This is a genomic window from Plantibacter sp. CFBP 8804, from assembly GCF_014841225.1.
Taxonomy (GTDB): domain Bacteria; phylum Actinomycetota; class Actinomycetes; order Actinomycetales; family Microbacteriaceae; genus Plantibacter; species Plantibacter auratus.
Genome location: NZ_JACYTU010000029.1, coordinates 1 through 14,781, shown reverse-complemented (window position 1 = coordinate 14,781; position 14,781 = coordinate 1). Strand labels below are relative to the sequence as shown.

Genomic DNA, 14,781 nt, shown 5'->3' with positions numbered 1-14,781 from the left:
GCCTTCGTGAGGTCGTCCCGAGTTCCCTGGAAGTGCGCCCAGCCTTCGAAATGGGCAGGGATCACACGGCGAGCGTCCAGAGCGCGTGCCACCCACGTTGCTTGGGTGTTGTCGAGGGTCACGAGCTGTGCGTCGAGCATGGGCTTGTGACGGACCCCTCCGAGGAACAGGATCGCGGTGTCGATGGGCGCGCACCGGTCCGCGATCTGCTGGACGTAGTCCAGTGATGCGTTGTCGCCGCTGATGTAGACGCTCGGGTGCCCGTCGGCGGTGAGGAGGAATCCGATGACGTCTCCGGAGACTGGTTCGCTACCCTCGGGGCCGTGGCGTGCGGGCAGCCCGGTGATCGTCACCTCAGTGCCGTCGGGGGCGGTGAGCGTGGCCTTCTCCCAGAACGTCAGCCCCTGGGCGTTTCCGGCGAGGCGACCTGCGCCGGAAACAGTGGTATAGACGACGGGGACGCGGGGCAGGAACGCGCGGCCGGCGCGGTCGAGGTTATCATCGTGCTCGTCGTGAGAGAGCAGCACCGCGTCGATGTGGCCCACTTCGTCCGGGCTGAGCGGTGACCCGACGGTCTTGGTCATCGCGAAACCAGGCACGACGGGGTAGTCCCCAGGCGGGTCGAAAGTGGGATCGGTGAGGAAGCGCAGGCCGGCGTACTCGATCAGCACCGTTGGGCCACTGAGCACGCGGACGGGGACGTCGATCGGGTCGGACTGGGTGGTCATGAGGTTCTCCTTCGAGAGTAGAATGTGTCGCCTACAGATAATTCTATGGAAACAATGCATGGTTGGCGAAGTCAGGGCGGCGACGAGGTGAGGAATGACGGACTTACGGGTGCTGTACCACGATCTGGTGCGGTTCGAGACCGAGTTGTGGGCGGGAGTGGATGCGCGGTTGCGCTCCGACTGCGACCTGCAGTTGACGTGGTTTGAGATCATGCAGCTCTTGCGCCATCGCGAGGGGCAGCGGGTCCAGGACGTGGCGGAAGAGTTCGTGATCACGGTGGGTGGGGCTAGCAAAGTCATCGATCGGATCGAGAAGGCCGGGTTCTGCCGACGAGTCCCCAACCCGCACGATCGCCGGTCCGCACTGATCGTGTTGACCTCCGCCGGGACGACGAAGGTGGACGACGCGGCCCCGGTGTTCGAAGATGAGCTTGCCCAGCGCTTCTCATCGGTGCTGGGCCCTGCCGAGCTCGACCGGATGGCGACGGGCCTTCGGCTCCTGCGGTCCGCCACGGACGTCGCGGACCGCAGCGCGTCAGCCTAATGGCGCTTCCCGCCATTAGCAACGGGCGATAACACGGGAGGCGTCGCAGGTCAGCGACACCTCCCGTGTGACATGGGGCGTCGGTCAGGCCATGGCGGCGGGCATCGAATACACGCCGAAGTGGTGGCCGTTCGCGTCGCGCAGGCGTGCGAAGCTGACTCCGGACGCGTCGACGACGGGATCCATCGTAATCTCGGCGCCGAGGGCCTTGGCCTTCTCGAGCGTGGCCGGGATGTCCTCGACGAGGACGTAGAAGACGGCATAGTCTTCGAAGCGGCCAGCGTGGTCGAAGATCCCACCGCTCGGGCCGGGTGAGCCCGGGGTGATCGCGGCGTGGTAGTCGACACCTTCGAGGTCGGTGTTGAGCTTGAACTGCCAGCCGAACAGCTCGCTGTAGAACTTCTTCACCTCCTCGGGCTTGTCGCTGCCGATCTCGAACCAGGACACTGAACCAATGGCCGGGGCATTCATGACCCTCTCCCAACTCCCCATGATGGGGGCTGATCTTCTCGTCGCGCGGACGCACGGCGAGAAGATCAGCCTACCCGATATAGTTGACGTGGAATATAGATCAGTAGAACGAGCGGCTCCTGAGTCGCGTGGAGGTCTCATGGACAGCGAACACTCTGGCCGGCCCGCCGTGGGGGGCCCGTTGGTGACCGAGGTGCGTGGCGCGCGGGTGCATAACCTGCGCAACGTCGATGTCGATGTTCCGCTTCGACAGTTGGTCGCGATCGCCGGGGTGTCAGGGTCGGGGAAGTCGTCTCTGGCGATGGGGGTGCTCTACGCCGAAGGATCCAGGCGATACATCGAGGCGTTGTCGACTTACACGCGACGACGGATGTCGCACGCGGCGCGCGCCACCGTGGATTCTGTGCGGCATGTGCCGGCGGCGTTGGCGTTGCGGCAACGCCCGGGCGTGCCCGGGGTGCGTTCGACGTTCGGGACGTCGACGGAGCTGTTGAACGTGCTGCGAGTGATGTACTCGCGGCTCGGTTCGCATCTGTGCCCGAACGGTCACCGCTTGTCCCCAACGATCGACGTGGCCGCGAACAAGGACCTGATCTGCCCGATCTGTGGCGCTGAGTTCTACCCACCAGGGGCGGAGTCGCTGGCATTCAACTCCGATGGGGCATGCCCGACCTGCGCGGGGACGGGCATAGTGCGAGACATCGACGACGCGACGCTGGTTCCGGACCCGTCACGGTCGATCGCCGACGGCGCGGTCGCGCCCTGGCGGATGTTCGGACTCTCAGTAATGCCGCAGGTCGCTGCCGCGCTCGGCGTCCGTATCGACGTCCCCTACGCCGAGCTCACCCCGCAAGAGCAGGAAGTCGTGCTCGACGGGCCCGGTGAGAAGCGCGAGATCGAGGTCCCCTCGAAGACCGGAAAGCTATTCGAGCTGAACTTCACCTACCGCAGCGCCCGTCAAGCCGTGCGGGAAGCGATGAAGAACGCCACCAGCGAGAATGGCCTGGTCCGGGTACAGCGGTTCATCACCGCGCACGCCTGCCCTACCTGCCACGGCACCCGCCTGTCCGAAGCAGCCCGCGGTACCCAAGTCGACGGCATGGATCTCGCCCAGGCCACCGCCCTTACCCTCGCCGAGGCAATGGCCTGGGTGCCGACCCTTCCTGCCGCGCTACCTTCGAACATGCGCCCAATGGCGGAGATGATCGCCCGCCAGTTCACAGAGATGGGCCGCCGGCTCGTTGAGCTGGGCCTGGGTTATCTCACGCTCGACCGGCCCAGCTCCACTCTGTCGACCGGGGAGCGACAGCGCGTGCAACTCGCGCGAGCGGTCCGCAACGAGACCACCGGCGTGCTGTACGTGCTCGACGAGCCATCGATCGGGCTGCACCCGGCAAACATTGAGGGCCTGATCGGCGTCATGCGGGACCTCCTCGACGGCGGCAACTCGGTCGTGCTCGTCGACCATGATGTGCAGGTCCTGCGAGAAGCGGATTGGATGATCGAGATAGGCCCCGGCTCCGGCTCTTCCGGGGGAACGGTCCTCACCGAAGGGACGATCCACGCCGTCCAGGAGAATCCAGCGTCGCTCATCGGGCGGTTCTTGGCCGGCAGCGAAACGACGGTCGTTCGCGACCGCGCGAGCAAAGACACGGTGTTCTCACGCGGGGTGATCCGCCTGAAGACCGCCCCGATCCACACCGTTCACGCGCTCGAGGCCGAGATTCCTAAGGGCCGTCTCACCGCTGTCACCGGGATGTCCGGGTCGGGGAAGACGACCCTTGTGCTCGACAGCCTCGTGCCCGCCCTTGCCGCCGTTCACGACGACGTCCCGCTCCCCGGGCACGTCCTATCCCTCGACACGGCAGGGGTGACGCGAGCGGACGTGGTCGACGCTACCCCCATCGGCACGAACGTACGCTCCACCGTCGCGACCTACAGCGGGATCCTCGACGACCTGCGCCGCGCCTACGCCAGCCTTCCGTCCGCGAAGAACGCCGGCCTGAACGCAGGAGACTTCTCCTACAACACCGGGTCCCTGCGCTGCCCGAGATGCGAGGGCACCGGCCAGGTCATCCTCGACGTGCAGTTCCTCCCCGACGTCGACATTCCCTGCCCCGACTGCGGCGGCACCCGCTACAGCCCCCACGCCTCCGAGCACCGGCTTCCCACCAGCGACGGGCACCGGTCCCTACCCGAACTGCTCGGCACCACCGTCGCCGATGCCGCGACGTTGCTCGGAGAGCGGACGAGAGTAAGCAAGAAGCTGTCGACACTGATCGATCTCGGCCTGGGCTACCTCACCCTCGGCGAGGACACCCCCGCCCTGTCCGGCGGCGAGGCCCAGCGACTCAAGCTGGCCGCCGAGCTCGGACGCACGCACACCGGCACGATGTTCGTGTTCGACGAGCCCTCCGTCGGCCTGCACCCCCTGGATATCCGCACGCTCCTGGGTGTACTCGACCAGTTGCTGGCGACCGGGGCGACCGTGATCGTCATCGAGCATGACCTGGACATGATCGCCAACGCAGACCATGTGATCGACCTCGGCCCCGGAGGCGGCGCGGACGGCGGACGCATCATCGCCACCGGCACACCCGAGGCCATCGCAGCGTCCGCCGAGAGCGTCACAGGACGGTACCTCGACGCAACCCCACGACCGTGACACGGCCGTGGGGCCGCCGCCACTCCGCCGGCACCGACGAATGGGAGCAACGGCACCCGCTCTGCTGGGCGTTGATGAGAATAGTCCAGAGTGGTTTCCGGAACGCGGCACCGTGGCCCTGGCGTTGATGCCGCACTGAGTGATTAACGAGCGTCCACACCTCCGTTTGCTCCGTTAGCTTTCCCTTCGCGGCGGCCACCGCGTGGTCATTCGCAAGCACGATCGTTCTCGGGCCTCGGATCAGCTGGACAGTCGTCAGACAGTAGAGGACACCAAGCACCACGACGCTGCTCAGCAGGCAGAGCAGAACCGTTGGGACGAGCGGAAATTCAGGGAAGAAGAGCAGGATCTCAACACTGAACACCGTCGTGTAGATCGGCACGAACGCCACCAACGCGAGCAGCGCTAACGGCTTTGAGCGCCACAGGGCCAGGATCGACCACCAGGTGAGTTTCAACGCCTGCCGCTTCTTCGGACGCAGTGCTGGCGGAACCGGCCATGACTCGATCATGAGCTTTCTGCGCATGTCGTCCCCCGATGACATCAATGAACTTACGCCGAGCAGCGGCCTCGAGACCACTCGAGGTGAGGAGCCGGCTCTGCCGGCACTGTGTGACCCGTGCCGGGTCTGGGGCGTTTCCCCGAGACTGCGATCATATGGCGGCTCTCCCCCGTGACCAACGCGGCCGGCGTTGCCGGCCCCTGCGTGCCGGAAACTTCTGAGCCGCGGTCGCAAGCTCCCTGATTTCGGCTCAGAACTTTCCGTCCCACAGGGGTTCCCGCTTATGGTCCCTCCTCCGCTCCACCATCTGCTCTGCGTATCGGNAGATCACGACCGACGCGGTCATCGAAGCGGTCGGCATCCAGGACGGCGTCGACGTCGTCGGCATCAACGCCGCACTCGGCTCGGACTGGTACGACCTGATCCCGGTCACCGACACCCTCGACCTGTTCGTCAACCGGGACCAGGGCGAGGAAGTGAACGCGGCGCTGACCGCGATCATGCAGGCCAACGGCTACGCGGGCGCGATCCACGGCACCGGGATGTTCTTCGGCGCAGACCCGGAAACCGGTACGACCGGCAGTCTCACCGACACCCAGCTCGCAGCGCTCGTGACGTCGTACACGGCCGTCACGCACTACTGGTCGCCCGCGCTCACCGCGCACTAACCCACCCCAGCAGTACCCCAGCAACACAACGGCCGGGGTCGGTGACATTCGCGCTGTCACCGTTCCCGGCCATTTGAAATCCTATCTGAAAGGCAACACCGTGACCAAGAACACCACCACCACCCAGCCCGCCACTGAGCAGACCGCCCAGGCCGTTCCGGCGGGTGTGTTGGAGCATCTGGACCCGCAGTCGATCATCGTTGAGACCAACGTCCGCACCGTCGCCCCGCTCACTCCGGAGTTCATCGACGGAATTCGCCGGTTCGGGGTTATGCAGCCCGTCGTCGCGCGTCGTGACGAGCACGGCAACGTCCTGGTGCGGATGGGTCAGCGCCGCACCCTCGCCGCCCGCGAGGCGCAGCGCCCCACGATCCCCGTCTACGTGGTTGAGGCGGACGAGGCGACCACGGAACGCATCGTGGCGCAGATGATCGAGAACGAGCACCGCACGGAGCTGAGCGACGCCGATCGGGTCGCGGCCTGGCAGCAGCTCTCCTTCGAGGGCATGGACGTCGCGACCATTGCGAAGCAGCTCGGCACCGCCAAGGCTCGTGTGACGACCGGTCTCGCCCTCGCTGAGCACGCCGACACTGCGGCCGCGATGTTCACCCACCAGCTGACGTTGGAGCAGGGGGCGGCGTTGCTCGACTTCGCGGACGACCAGGACGTCACCGCACAGCTGATCGAGGTCGCGACGACGGACCCGGAGCAGTTCGAGCACGCCGCGCAGCGCGCCCGCAACGACCGCCACATCCGCCAGCTGGTGGATGCTGCGACCGAGCAGCTCACCGGGCAGGGGTTCGCGGTCGTGGACTACGTCGACTGGTCCACGGGCATGGTGTCGATCGCCCAGCTCGCGACCGCTGACGGGGAGCCGGTGACGCCGGAGACGGTCGCCGAGGTCGAGGGCCGCACGGCGACGGTGAACGCGTATGCGGGCGACGCTGAGGCGTCCATCCGCTACTACATCCCGAAGAGCGCGAAGGGGTTCCGGGACCGCTACGCGTCCACAGCGTCCAAGCCCGCAGCGGACGAGCTGACACCTGAGGAGCGGGAGGCAAAGAAGCAGGAGCGCCGCCAGCTGATCGCGAACAACAAGGCGTGGGATGCCGCGCAGACGGTGCGCCGCGACTGGCTCGCGAACAAGCTCCGCGCCAAGACCCTGCCCAAGGGCGCCGCGAAGGTGATCGCGGACGGCCTCACCACCCACCGCCACGCCGTCTCCCGCGGCATGGATACCGGGAACCGGTTCGCCCACGAACTGCTCGGGGTGAAGCACGACAAGGCGGCCTACGGGTCGATCAGCGACCGGCTCGCCGCGAGCACCGAGAAGAACCCGACCCGCGCCCAGTACGTCGCCCTGGCAATCGTCCTCGCTGGCATCGAAGAGTCCACCGGACGCCACACCTGGCGACAGGGCGGCGACGATATCGCCGCCTACTTCCGTCAGCTCGCCGCATGGGGCTACCCGCTGAGTGACGTGGAGCGGATCGCGGCGAAGCTCCCCGCCGACAGCTAACCGGCCCTTGGGAGTGGGATGGAGTCGTCACGGCTCCACCCCACTCTCATATCGTTCTGGACGATATTGCCAGTTTCAATATCAGGTAGGTGCTATACTTGGGACTATGAGTTGGACGGTCCTGTTTTCAGACGAGGTGCGCGATTGGTATGTCGCGCTGACCCCGGAGGGCAAGGCCGTCACGCAACGGGTCATCTCACGGTTGGAGGACCAGGGCTACCGGCTCGGAATGCCACTCTCGAAGCCGTTGGGTGAGGGGCTGCATGAGTTGCGGTTCACTTGCGAAGGAGTTGCCCGCCGCATCACCTATGTCCTGGACCCGGAGGAACAAGCCGTGACGCTCACGACGTTCAGGAAGCAGCGTGACAATGAACGCGCGCAAGTCCTCCGAGCGCGGCGCGCGCAAGCCGCTCACCAGGCCGACCGCAAAGCGAAAGCTGCCCAGGAAGCACCGACCAAGAACACTCGCGCAACATCAGCCACACAGGCCAACCGGAGAGGGAAGAAGCGATGACTACATCATTCCGCGAGCTCGAAGCCGCAGCGCTGGACGCGATGACTGTTGATGAGCGCCAGCGCTTTGACGCCGCAGCTGAGGAAGAAGAGGCGCGCCTGGTCCTCGCCGAGCTCGTCTACAAGCTCCGCACCGGCGCTGGCATCACCCAAACCGCCCTCGCAGGCCGGATCGGAACTAAGCAATCCGTGATCTCGGCAATCGAGAACGGCGTCCAAGTGCCGACGTTCCCGATGCTCACCCGGATCGCTCGCGCAGTTGGCAGCGGCCTGTACGTGAGCGCCGCCCCGATCAATGCGCCCACTTCGATCGAACTCGTCCACGCCAGCTAGCCCACCGTCGGCAGAGGTGATGCTCTGTCAACCGACACATCCGCCACTATCGGGGTGATGCCGGGCGGGGCATCGCGCGCTGGCGCACGATGCGAGGGGCCGGCCCCTCGCGCTCCCCCGCGCTCGAGCAGGTGCCAGCGGCGTTCCTGGCGTCAATTTGTCCAGGAGACAGGCAGAAGACCTGATCGGACGGAACCGGGAACGTCCGTGAGATATCGCAGGAACCAACTGTCACCAGACGACGGGCTGAACGTTCCATTCACCCGCTCCCCCGATGTCAGCATCGCCGCACCGCGAGTCCGAACTGCCTCGTCCGGATTCCCCAACGAGAACTTCATTTTCTGCCAGAACGGCCTAGCTTCCGGGACGCTCTGCCCATAGAGCAGCACGATCCCGGCGGCTCGGGCAGCTGCTTCGACGCGCGCGAGTAGCGCGGCAGCTCGGCCCTGTCCACGAGCATCCGGCGCGATCGCCAGCGCATTAATGCACCACCACGGCTCGGTAATGTTGTGGTCGATCAGCATCGCCGGGTCAACCCACACGAAACCGACGAGATGCCCGCCGGGCCCGCCGTTTCGGACAACCAATGTGTACTGGTCGGAGGCGTGCTTGCCCTGGCCGAAACGACGAAACCTTCGCCAACTCTCGTCGTCGTGCAATGCGCCCATGAATGGCAAGACATCCCGAGCGAGCTGAGCCATCTCGCCTGTGTCGGCCGGTCCCGCGAATGTGACATGGTCATCAGCCGTCGACTCACTCATCCGACCAATCTAGGCCGCCCGCGCGCACCCTGCGGGTGCGCTCAGTTGCCGTGTCACCGGGTACTTCCGTCAGCTCGCCGAATGGGCTACCCGCTGACCGACGTGAAGCGGATTCCTGTGAAGCTCCCAGCCGGCGGTTAACCGGTACGGTGCGGGCGAGTTCCCCCACCTCGCCCCGACCACGCGGCGCGGCATCGCATGCGCCGCTCACGATGCGAGGGGCTGGCCCCCGCGCTCCCGGCTACCTGTCTTCGCTCTCCGTCAGGTGACCAAGGAGGGTACCAAATGTCCGGTCATCGCTGTGCGTGAGGAGATTAAGCGTGTCCCCTGTGCCACCGCCGAAGTAGACCATCCCAAGAGGTGACTCGGGTGCAGCATCGGAGCCACTCGGCTGCGCGACACTGTCCTCGTAATCGGGTCGTCCCATGTCTAGCTCCTCAGCGTTTCGGCGGTGAAAACGACGGTCAGAGAAGCCGTCGCAAGTGCGAGTGCTCCGAAGCCCACCCACACCCAGGTGGCGCGTGAGCGCAGGTCAAGTTCGCGAGCCTTTAGTGTCGTTGCCTTGTCGCGCGCGAGCTGTCCCTCGATCTGGAGCGCCGCTTGTGAGGAATCAAGGAACAGATCAGCAATGCGCTGCGCCTCGATACCCAGGCGCTTCCCGGGGCGCACAGCGACAGCAGAGCAGGTCAGGGCGATGCACGCGAGGGCAAGAGCCGCCACGCCGAACGCAGAGGCCACGGTCCAGATCTGAGCAGTCGACGCAGCCACCAGAACGCCGGCCGAGACAGCCAGAAAAGAAGCCTTCCCGTTCACGCTTGCCGTGCGTTCTGCCGCGTCGGTCCCGAGCCTGTCGAGCTCCTCATTGATCAGGCGCACACGTGCATGCTGCGCCCGACGATCCACATCGTTGGGGGTTTCGGGCGTCGGCTCAGTCACATGGACAGGCTAGACCAGGCCACCGACACCACGGGCATATCGACACCCGCTGCGCGGGCGGCTGTGTGCACCCTGCGGGTGCGTTCTTTAGCCGTGAAGCCTTCGGCAGGATGCGGTCGGCCGGCCTGGGCGCAGGCGGCTGCGCCGCCAGCTCCCCCGAGACTTCCCGGACGCGGTCGCAGGCTCCCTCACATCGCCCGGGAACTCTCTCCTCCTCTGCCCTTCGGGTTGCGCCCAGTCCGGCGCTCCCTGACGGCGGTAAACCGCCTTCACGGCAAAAGAACGAGGGGGAGACCAATGGATGACACGGGTTACGAGAACACCTACGCCGGTGAGAGCTACGCGGACGGATGCGCGTGCAGTTCCTGCCGTTCCGAGGGCCGGGACACCAACCAGCCGGGCGAGCGCTGCACGGTCAGCCGCTGGCGTGACAGCGACATCTGACCCCCTCCACGACCTGACGAAAGGACACTCATGAGCACGACCGACACCAGCATCCGCGGCCACTTCGCCGAGGTCATTGCCAGTGAGCACCACGGGCCGGGAGACGACGGGCTGAGCGCCCGAACGCGGCGTGTGGTCATCGTCGGCGCAGGCGGCACCGACCCGGTCACCGACGACGCTCCCGCCGTCCGACTCATCACCCGTGTGCACGTCGCGGCGTGTGGCGGGGCGACGTTGCAGCACTTCGCACCCGTCGCCCCGGTCAGTCCGGGCCGTGCCGGGTACATGGCCTCCGGTGCCTACGTCGTCGTGCCGCTGGCCGCCGCTCGCACGCTCGGCATGGTGCCCGCCGCCTACGCGCTCCACGACCGCAGCGAGGCCCGGCCCGACTACCTCGCCAACGACTGACCACCCATAGGACGAGGACCGGGGACGGTGACAGGTCTAGTGCCACCGTTCCCGGTCCTCCCGCCCACGATAACCGAAGGAAGACACCACACATGCTTACGATCACGCACACGCACGAGGCCGGAACCCTCATCGACGGCACCAGCCGGGGCGACGGAACCGCCGACGTCCTGAAGGCCAACCGGTGGCGTTGGGGGCGCAGCATCGCAGCCTGGTACGTCCCGCACTCCCGCGACCGCCTGCCGAACCTGCACACCATCACCCGCACCGCCGACGCACTCCGCCAGGCCGGATTCACCGTCGACGTCGACGTCGACCGCACCCACCGCACCACGGCGGCGGTCGAGGCGGACAAGATCGCCCGGCAGGATGACCGGGTGGCCGCGCTCGACGCGAAAGCCGAGCGCAAGACCGCCGCCGCTGACGCCGCATGGGACGCAGAGCGTCGCGCCCTCGACCGGCTCCCCGAGGGAGGCGAGCCCATCAAGATCGGCCACCACTCCGAGCACCGCCACCGCAACGCGATCGCGAAAGCCCACAACGCCACCGGCCGAGCCATCGCCGCGACCGACGATGCCGACACCGCGCGAGCCCGCGCCGCCTCAGCCGCCGCCACGACCGACGCCCGATACAACCCGGTGACCGTCGCGAACCGCATCGAGAAGTACGCCGCCGACATCCGCCGCCTCGACCGCGAACGCATCTCCCCCGTCTACGACGACACCGCCGGGTACGTCCCGGCGACGCCGGACCAGATCAGCCGCCGCACCGCCCGCACCGAACCGCGCCGTGCGGAGCTCGTCGACCAGCTCGTGTACTGGGAGAGCGTTCGAGCCGAACAGATCGCCGCTGGCACGGCCACCGGCTACGACCGCAACACCGTTCAGAAGGGTGACCGGGTGAAGGTGCGCGGGTCATGGCGCGAAGTCGTCCGCGTGAACCAGAAGACCGTCAGCCTCACCACCGGCTACTCGTGGACCGACACGACCCCGTATGCGGAGATTCAGCAGCTCACCACGGCTGCCGACTGGGAAGCCGCAGCAGCGGCAGCAGCCACCAAGACGCACGCCGGATAACCCCCTCCGATGGCCGGGGCGAGCACGCTCGCCCCGCCCCTCACACCACCCCGAACCGAAAGGCCGCAACACATGCTCACCCTCACCCTCCCCGACCGCCAGACCCTCACCGCCGACACTGACGTCATGCTCGCGAACCTCCTCGCCGCGCACCGCTACGGCAACGACTGGGACGCCGACCTGTGCCCATTCGATGAACACACGATCATGGGCGAACTTCTCGAAGAACTCGCCCTAATCGCAGACGGCACCCTCGACGGGCACACCCTCACAGACACCCACAATGAATGTCTATTGGATTAGACACTTGCCCGGCTAGTGCGGTAGACTTATCATGTGGTTGAGGGAATGAAGTCAGCGAAAGACGTGCTGAAGTCGATGCGGAAGCATGCGCGTCGGCTCGGCTACACGGTCGAGTCAATCCCCGGGCGGGGAAAGGGATCGCACAGCATCTGGGTCGTTCTCGACGCGGACGGTAAGGAGCTTGGCCGCATCGGCCTCACGGGTCACTCCGGCGACATGTCGCATACGGTGACCCGCTCGAACGAGCAAGCGCTCGAAGGACTTTTCGGCAAAGGATGGTTGGACAAATGAACACCTATCAGGTGACCGTTACCCGCGAAGCCCCCTACTGGGTCGCCCAGATCGCGGGGCTTCCCGGAGGCGCAACAGAGACCCGTGCACTGGCAGCGCTCGAGGCCGAGGTCCGCGACCTCATTGCAGGACTCACCGACGTCGAAGAGGATGACATCGCACTGGAATGGGACTACAGCGGCGCGTTCGCACCGGACGTCGCCCAGTCCCTTGGACAGCTCCAGGAAGCGCGAAAGTTCCTCGAAGACGCACGCGCCCAGTATGAGCGCATCCAGCTCGAAGCCGTGCACGGAGTCCGCGCACAAGGCGTCTCCGTCCGGGACGCCGCCGTCCTGCTCCACGTTTCACACCAACGCATCTCACAGCTCGCTTCCTGAACGTCCCGGAACGAAACACACGAAGCAACCGCGCCAGCCGGGGCACGCACCCCCCGGTGCTCCGGCTCGCGCGAACGAGGCGCGGCATCGCACGCGGAGCGCACGATGTGAGGGGGCCCCTCACACTCCCCCGTCCCGGGTCCCGAAACAGGGCCGGGCTGGCCCACAATGGGCACAGCTCGGCAAGCCGACCTGACGCCCAATGTGGACACCCCTCATCGACAGAACAGATCCCGTTAAGTGTCGGGTTGCACCCAGTGTGCACAGCCGAGCTCACCGTCGGGCTCGCCTGCACACAGTGGGCACAACCCGACACGGCCCGACCATGCTCCGTAGACTTGCCGCGCACCCAGACCGTCCAGGAAGGCTGACCCATGACCACCGCCCCGAACGCGCCAGATGCACTCACGCTCCTCGGCGCGCTCCCGCTGCGCGTGCGAATCCTGCGGCTCGCCCTCGAGCGCGACGAAGTCACCGCAGCCGACGTCATGGACGCCACCGGCGCAACCCGCAACGGCATCGCCCCGCACCTGACCGAGCTGACCGACGCCGGATTCCTCCACGCACGCCGCGCCACCCACCCGCGCGGCACCGGCGGCATCATCTACTGGTCCGCGAACCGTGAACACATCGCGGCCGCCCTCTGGGCGTTCACCGGCGACCTCCTCGGCTACCACCCGGCGGAGTAGCTTCAGAATAGGCGCGGGTGATCCACCGGAACATCCGCCAACACCGCAGCGATCGCAGCACGATCCCACCCCGCCGCGAGCACGACGGCACGGAGTCTGCGCGAGCGCTCCGTGAGCACCCGCCGCGACAGGCCACGCATCCCCAGCCCGCCACGACCCGCACGGCCCTTGTGCTCACGGTCCAACATGTTCAACGACTGCGACCCGATCGACAGATGCGATCCCGCATCCACGGCAGCGTGCACGCAGATCGGTATGTCGCACTCGTGCATCAACGGCACCGAACTTGTCAGCTCCGCACCAGTGACGTGCTCAAACATGACCCGATGCGGGCGCACCATCCGCTCTCGACCATCCCGACGCAACGCGAACCGGCCGTACCCGTCATCAGCGATCGCACCCACCCAGAACCAACAATCCGTGACCTCGGGACCACAGACGACGTGCGACCAGAACCGGCCAAGCTCCCCCGCGTCCACGTCAGTAGTTCCTCACGCACCAGTCCGCCGGACACACGTCCAGGCCGAACAACTGGAAGAACCCCTCCGGGTTCGCATACCCCGGCGCCTGAGGTGCCAACGGCAATCCCGCGACCTGCGGATTCGTGTTGTCGGCCACATTCACCCGCACGTCCAAGTGACAGCCGGTGCTCTGCCCCTCACTCGCTTCCGCACCAATCTCCTGGCCGGCCTTGACCTGCTGCCCGACGACAACCTTGTACGACGTCGACGCCATATGCAGGTAGGAAATCACGAACCCATCATCATGACGGATGCTCAGCCACGCGTTCTCTGCGCGCGTCACCGTCCCGTCCATCATCGCCCTGACCGTGGCACCGCACTCGCGTGCCAAGTCGATCGCCGGGTGCCACGTCGACGCCCCCACCCCGGTGTCCGAACGCGGACCGAAGTCATCGGTCATGTTGTACGGCTGGTCCATCGGCAACACGGCAGAACCCGACGCACACGCGCCGCCGACACCGTAGTCCTTCGCCAACTGACCCGTCACCGTCACCGCCGCATCCCACCAACGCGTGTAGTGATCGGGATCCGCGTTGACCTGCACCGTATGCGCGGCCGCAGACGGATCCATCGTCTCCCACCCGGGCACCTTCACCAGGCGCTCGAAGAAGAGCCGCGCTGCAGTCTCCGGCGTACACCGGTCCTCCTCCGAACCCCACCAGTGCTGCTGCTGGAACAAGCACTTCGACGTGTTCATCGATCCATCTGGGTTTACCGCGTCATCACCGTGCCGAACGTTCCGCAACGAAGACTCCCCCATCGCGGTCATGACACCAATCTGCTGCGCCCGAGGAGGTAACTCCATCGACGCTGCAGCGTTCATGATGTGACCCGCGTTCCGCAGCTGGTCCGCGTCATACCCCTCGACCGTCGCCTCCGCTGGGATCAGCGCGACATTGACACGATCGGCACCCCCACCGCACGCTCCCGCACCGGGCCCCAATGCCGCAAGCAACAAGATCGACACCACCAAACCCATGAGCCCCACCCACCCGCCGACCACGACTTTCATCAGACTGACCTACACGCCTT

Annotated in this window: 19 protein-coding genes; 12 read left to right on the top strand and 7 right to left on the bottom strand. The window is 66.3% G+C overall.

The annotated features are described in order from the left end of the window. A partial coding sequence (locus IFU11_RS19770; protein WP_192020077.1) for an MBL fold metallo-hydrolase occupies window positions 1–728 on the bottom strand: 728 nt, incomplete at its 3' end. Between the two features lie 109 nt (window positions 729–837). On the opposite strand from IFU11_RS19770, the gene IFU11_RS19765 reads away from it, so the two are divergent. Further along, entirely contained in the window at window positions 838–1,272 is a 435-nt protein-coding gene (locus IFU11_RS19765; protein ID WP_199862390.1) for a MarR family winged helix-turn-helix transcriptional regulator, read from the top strand. Between the two features lie 84 nt (window positions 1,273–1,356). Here IFU11_RS19765 and IFU11_RS19760 read toward each other — a convergent pair whose 3' ends face one another. Further along, window positions 1,357–1,743 carry a VOC family protein gene (locus tag IFU11_RS19760; protein WP_192020075.1) on the bottom strand — a complete coding sequence of 129 codons (387 nt, stop codon included), beginning with the start codon at window positions 1,741–1,743 and terminating at the stop codon, window positions 1,357–1,359. A gap of 139 nt (window positions 1,744–1,882) precedes the next feature. On the opposite strand from IFU11_RS19760, the gene IFU11_RS19755 reads away from it, so the two are divergent. Continuing rightward, window positions 1,883–4,408 carry an excinuclease ABC subunit UvrA gene (locus IFU11_RS19755; protein WP_192020074.1) on the top strand — a complete coding sequence of 842 codons (2,526 nt, stop codon included), beginning with the start codon at window positions 1,883–1,885 and terminating at the stop codon, window positions 4,406–4,408. On the opposite strand, the gene IFU11_RS19750 is transcribed toward IFU11_RS19755, so the two are convergent. Continuing rightward, the gene (locus IFU11_RS19750) at window positions 4,371–4,934 is read right to left on the bottom strand and encodes a hypothetical protein (protein WP_192020073.1); all 564 of its coding nucleotides are present in this window, start codon (window positions 4,932–4,934) and stop codon (window positions 4,371–4,373) included. The two genes, IFU11_RS19755 and IFU11_RS19750, sit on opposite strands and share 38 nt — an antisense overlap. A 744-nt stretch (window positions 4,935–5,678) precedes the next feature. Here IFU11_RS19750 and IFU11_RS19740 point away from each other — a divergent pair. From IFU11_RS19740 to IFU11_RS19730, 3 genes are all read left to right on the top strand, one after another. Further along, window positions 5,679–7,097, top strand: a complete 1,419-nt coding sequence (locus IFU11_RS19740) for a ParB/RepB/Spo0J family partition protein (RefSeq protein ID WP_192020071.1) — start codon at window positions 5,679–5,681, stop codon at window positions 7,095–7,097. 106 nt (window positions 7,098–7,203) lie between these two features. Then, complete coding sequence (locus IFU11_RS19735; protein WP_192020070.1) at window positions 7,204–7,611, top strand: type II toxin-antitoxin system RelE/ParE family toxin; 408 nt, start codon at window positions 7,204–7,206, stop codon at window positions 7,609–7,611. Then, entirely contained in the window at window positions 7,608–7,943 is a 336-nt protein-coding gene (locus IFU11_RS19730; protein ID WP_192020069.1) for a helix-turn-helix domain-containing protein, read from the top strand. Before IFU11_RS19735 ends, IFU11_RS19730 begins: the two co-directional genes overlap by 4 nt. Before the next feature lie 152 nt (window positions 7,944–8,095). Here the strand turns inward: IFU11_RS19730 and IFU11_RS19725 are convergent, their stop codons facing one another. Beyond that, complete coding sequence (locus tag IFU11_RS19725; protein ID WP_192020068.1) at window positions 8,096–8,704, bottom strand: GNAT family N-acetyltransferase; 609 nt, start codon at window positions 8,702–8,704, stop codon at window positions 8,096–8,098. 429 nt (window positions 8,705–9,133) lie between these two features. Beyond that, entirely contained in the window at window positions 9,134–9,640 is a 507-nt protein-coding gene (locus IFU11_RS19720; RefSeq protein ID WP_192020067.1) for a hypothetical protein, read from the bottom strand. 297 nt (window positions 9,641–9,937) lie between these two features. Here IFU11_RS19720 and IFU11_RS19715 point away from each other — a divergent pair, with 297 nt between their 5' ends. The 7 genes from IFU11_RS19715 (at window position 9,938) to IFU11_RS19685 (ending at window position 13,228) form a co-directional block, all read left to right on the top strand. Beyond that, the gene (locus IFU11_RS19715) at window positions 9,938–10,084 is read left to right on the top strand and encodes a hypothetical protein (protein ID WP_192020066.1); all 147 of its coding nucleotides are present in this window, start codon (window positions 9,938–9,940) and stop codon (window positions 10,082–10,084) included. Between the two features lie 30 nt (window positions 10,085–10,114). Further along, on the top strand, window positions 10,115–10,492 hold the full coding sequence (locus tag IFU11_RS19710; RefSeq protein WP_192020065.1) for a hypothetical protein: 378 nt from the start codon (window positions 10,115–10,117) through the stop codon (window positions 10,490–10,492). Window positions 10,493–10,584: 92 nt separating this feature from the next. Next, window positions 10,585–11,568 carry a DUF3560 domain-containing protein gene (locus IFU11_RS19705; protein WP_192020064.1) on the top strand — a complete coding sequence of 328 codons (984 nt, stop codon included), beginning with the start codon at window positions 10,585–10,587 and terminating at the stop codon, window positions 11,566–11,568. 72 nt (window positions 11,569–11,640) lie between these two features. Beyond that, window positions 11,641–11,871 carry a hypothetical protein gene (locus IFU11_RS19700; RefSeq protein WP_192020063.1) on the top strand — a complete coding sequence of 77 codons (231 nt, stop codon included), beginning with the start codon at window positions 11,641–11,643 and terminating at the stop codon, window positions 11,869–11,871. A 33-nt stretch (window positions 11,872–11,904) separates the two neighbouring features. Continuing rightward, complete coding sequence (locus IFU11_RS19695) at window positions 11,905–12,162, top strand: hypothetical protein (RefSeq protein ID WP_199862389.1); 258 nt, start codon at window positions 11,905–11,907, stop codon at window positions 12,160–12,162. After that, on the top strand, window positions 12,159–12,539 hold the full coding sequence (locus IFU11_RS19690; RefSeq protein WP_192020062.1) for a MerR: 381 nt from the start codon (window positions 12,159–12,161) through the stop codon (window positions 12,537–12,539). The genes IFU11_RS19695 and IFU11_RS19690 overlap by 4 nt, the downstream gene beginning before the upstream one ends. A gap of 374 nt (window positions 12,540–12,913) precedes the next feature. Continuing rightward, the gene (locus IFU11_RS19685) at window positions 12,914–13,228 is read left to right on the top strand and encodes an ArsR/SmtB family transcription factor (protein WP_192020061.1); all 315 of its coding nucleotides are present in this window, start codon (window positions 12,914–12,916) and stop codon (window positions 13,226–13,228) included. A gap of 2 nt (window positions 13,229–13,230) precedes the next feature. Here the strand turns inward: IFU11_RS19685 and IFU11_RS19680 are convergent, their stop codons facing one another. Together IFU11_RS19680 and IFU11_RS19675 are read right to left on the bottom strand one after the other, a co-directional pair. Continuing rightward, entirely contained in the window at window positions 13,231–13,707 is a 477-nt protein-coding gene (locus tag IFU11_RS19680) for a hypothetical protein (RefSeq protein ID WP_192020060.1), read from the bottom strand. 1 nt (window position 13,708) lies between these two features. Continuing rightward, window positions 13,709–14,761 (bottom strand): M23 family metallopeptidase, encoded by a 1,053-nt coding sequence (locus IFU11_RS19675; RefSeq protein WP_192020059.1) that lies wholly within the window; start codon window positions 14,759–14,761, stop codon window positions 13,709–13,711. Window positions 14,762–14,781 lie beyond the last annotated feature (20 nt).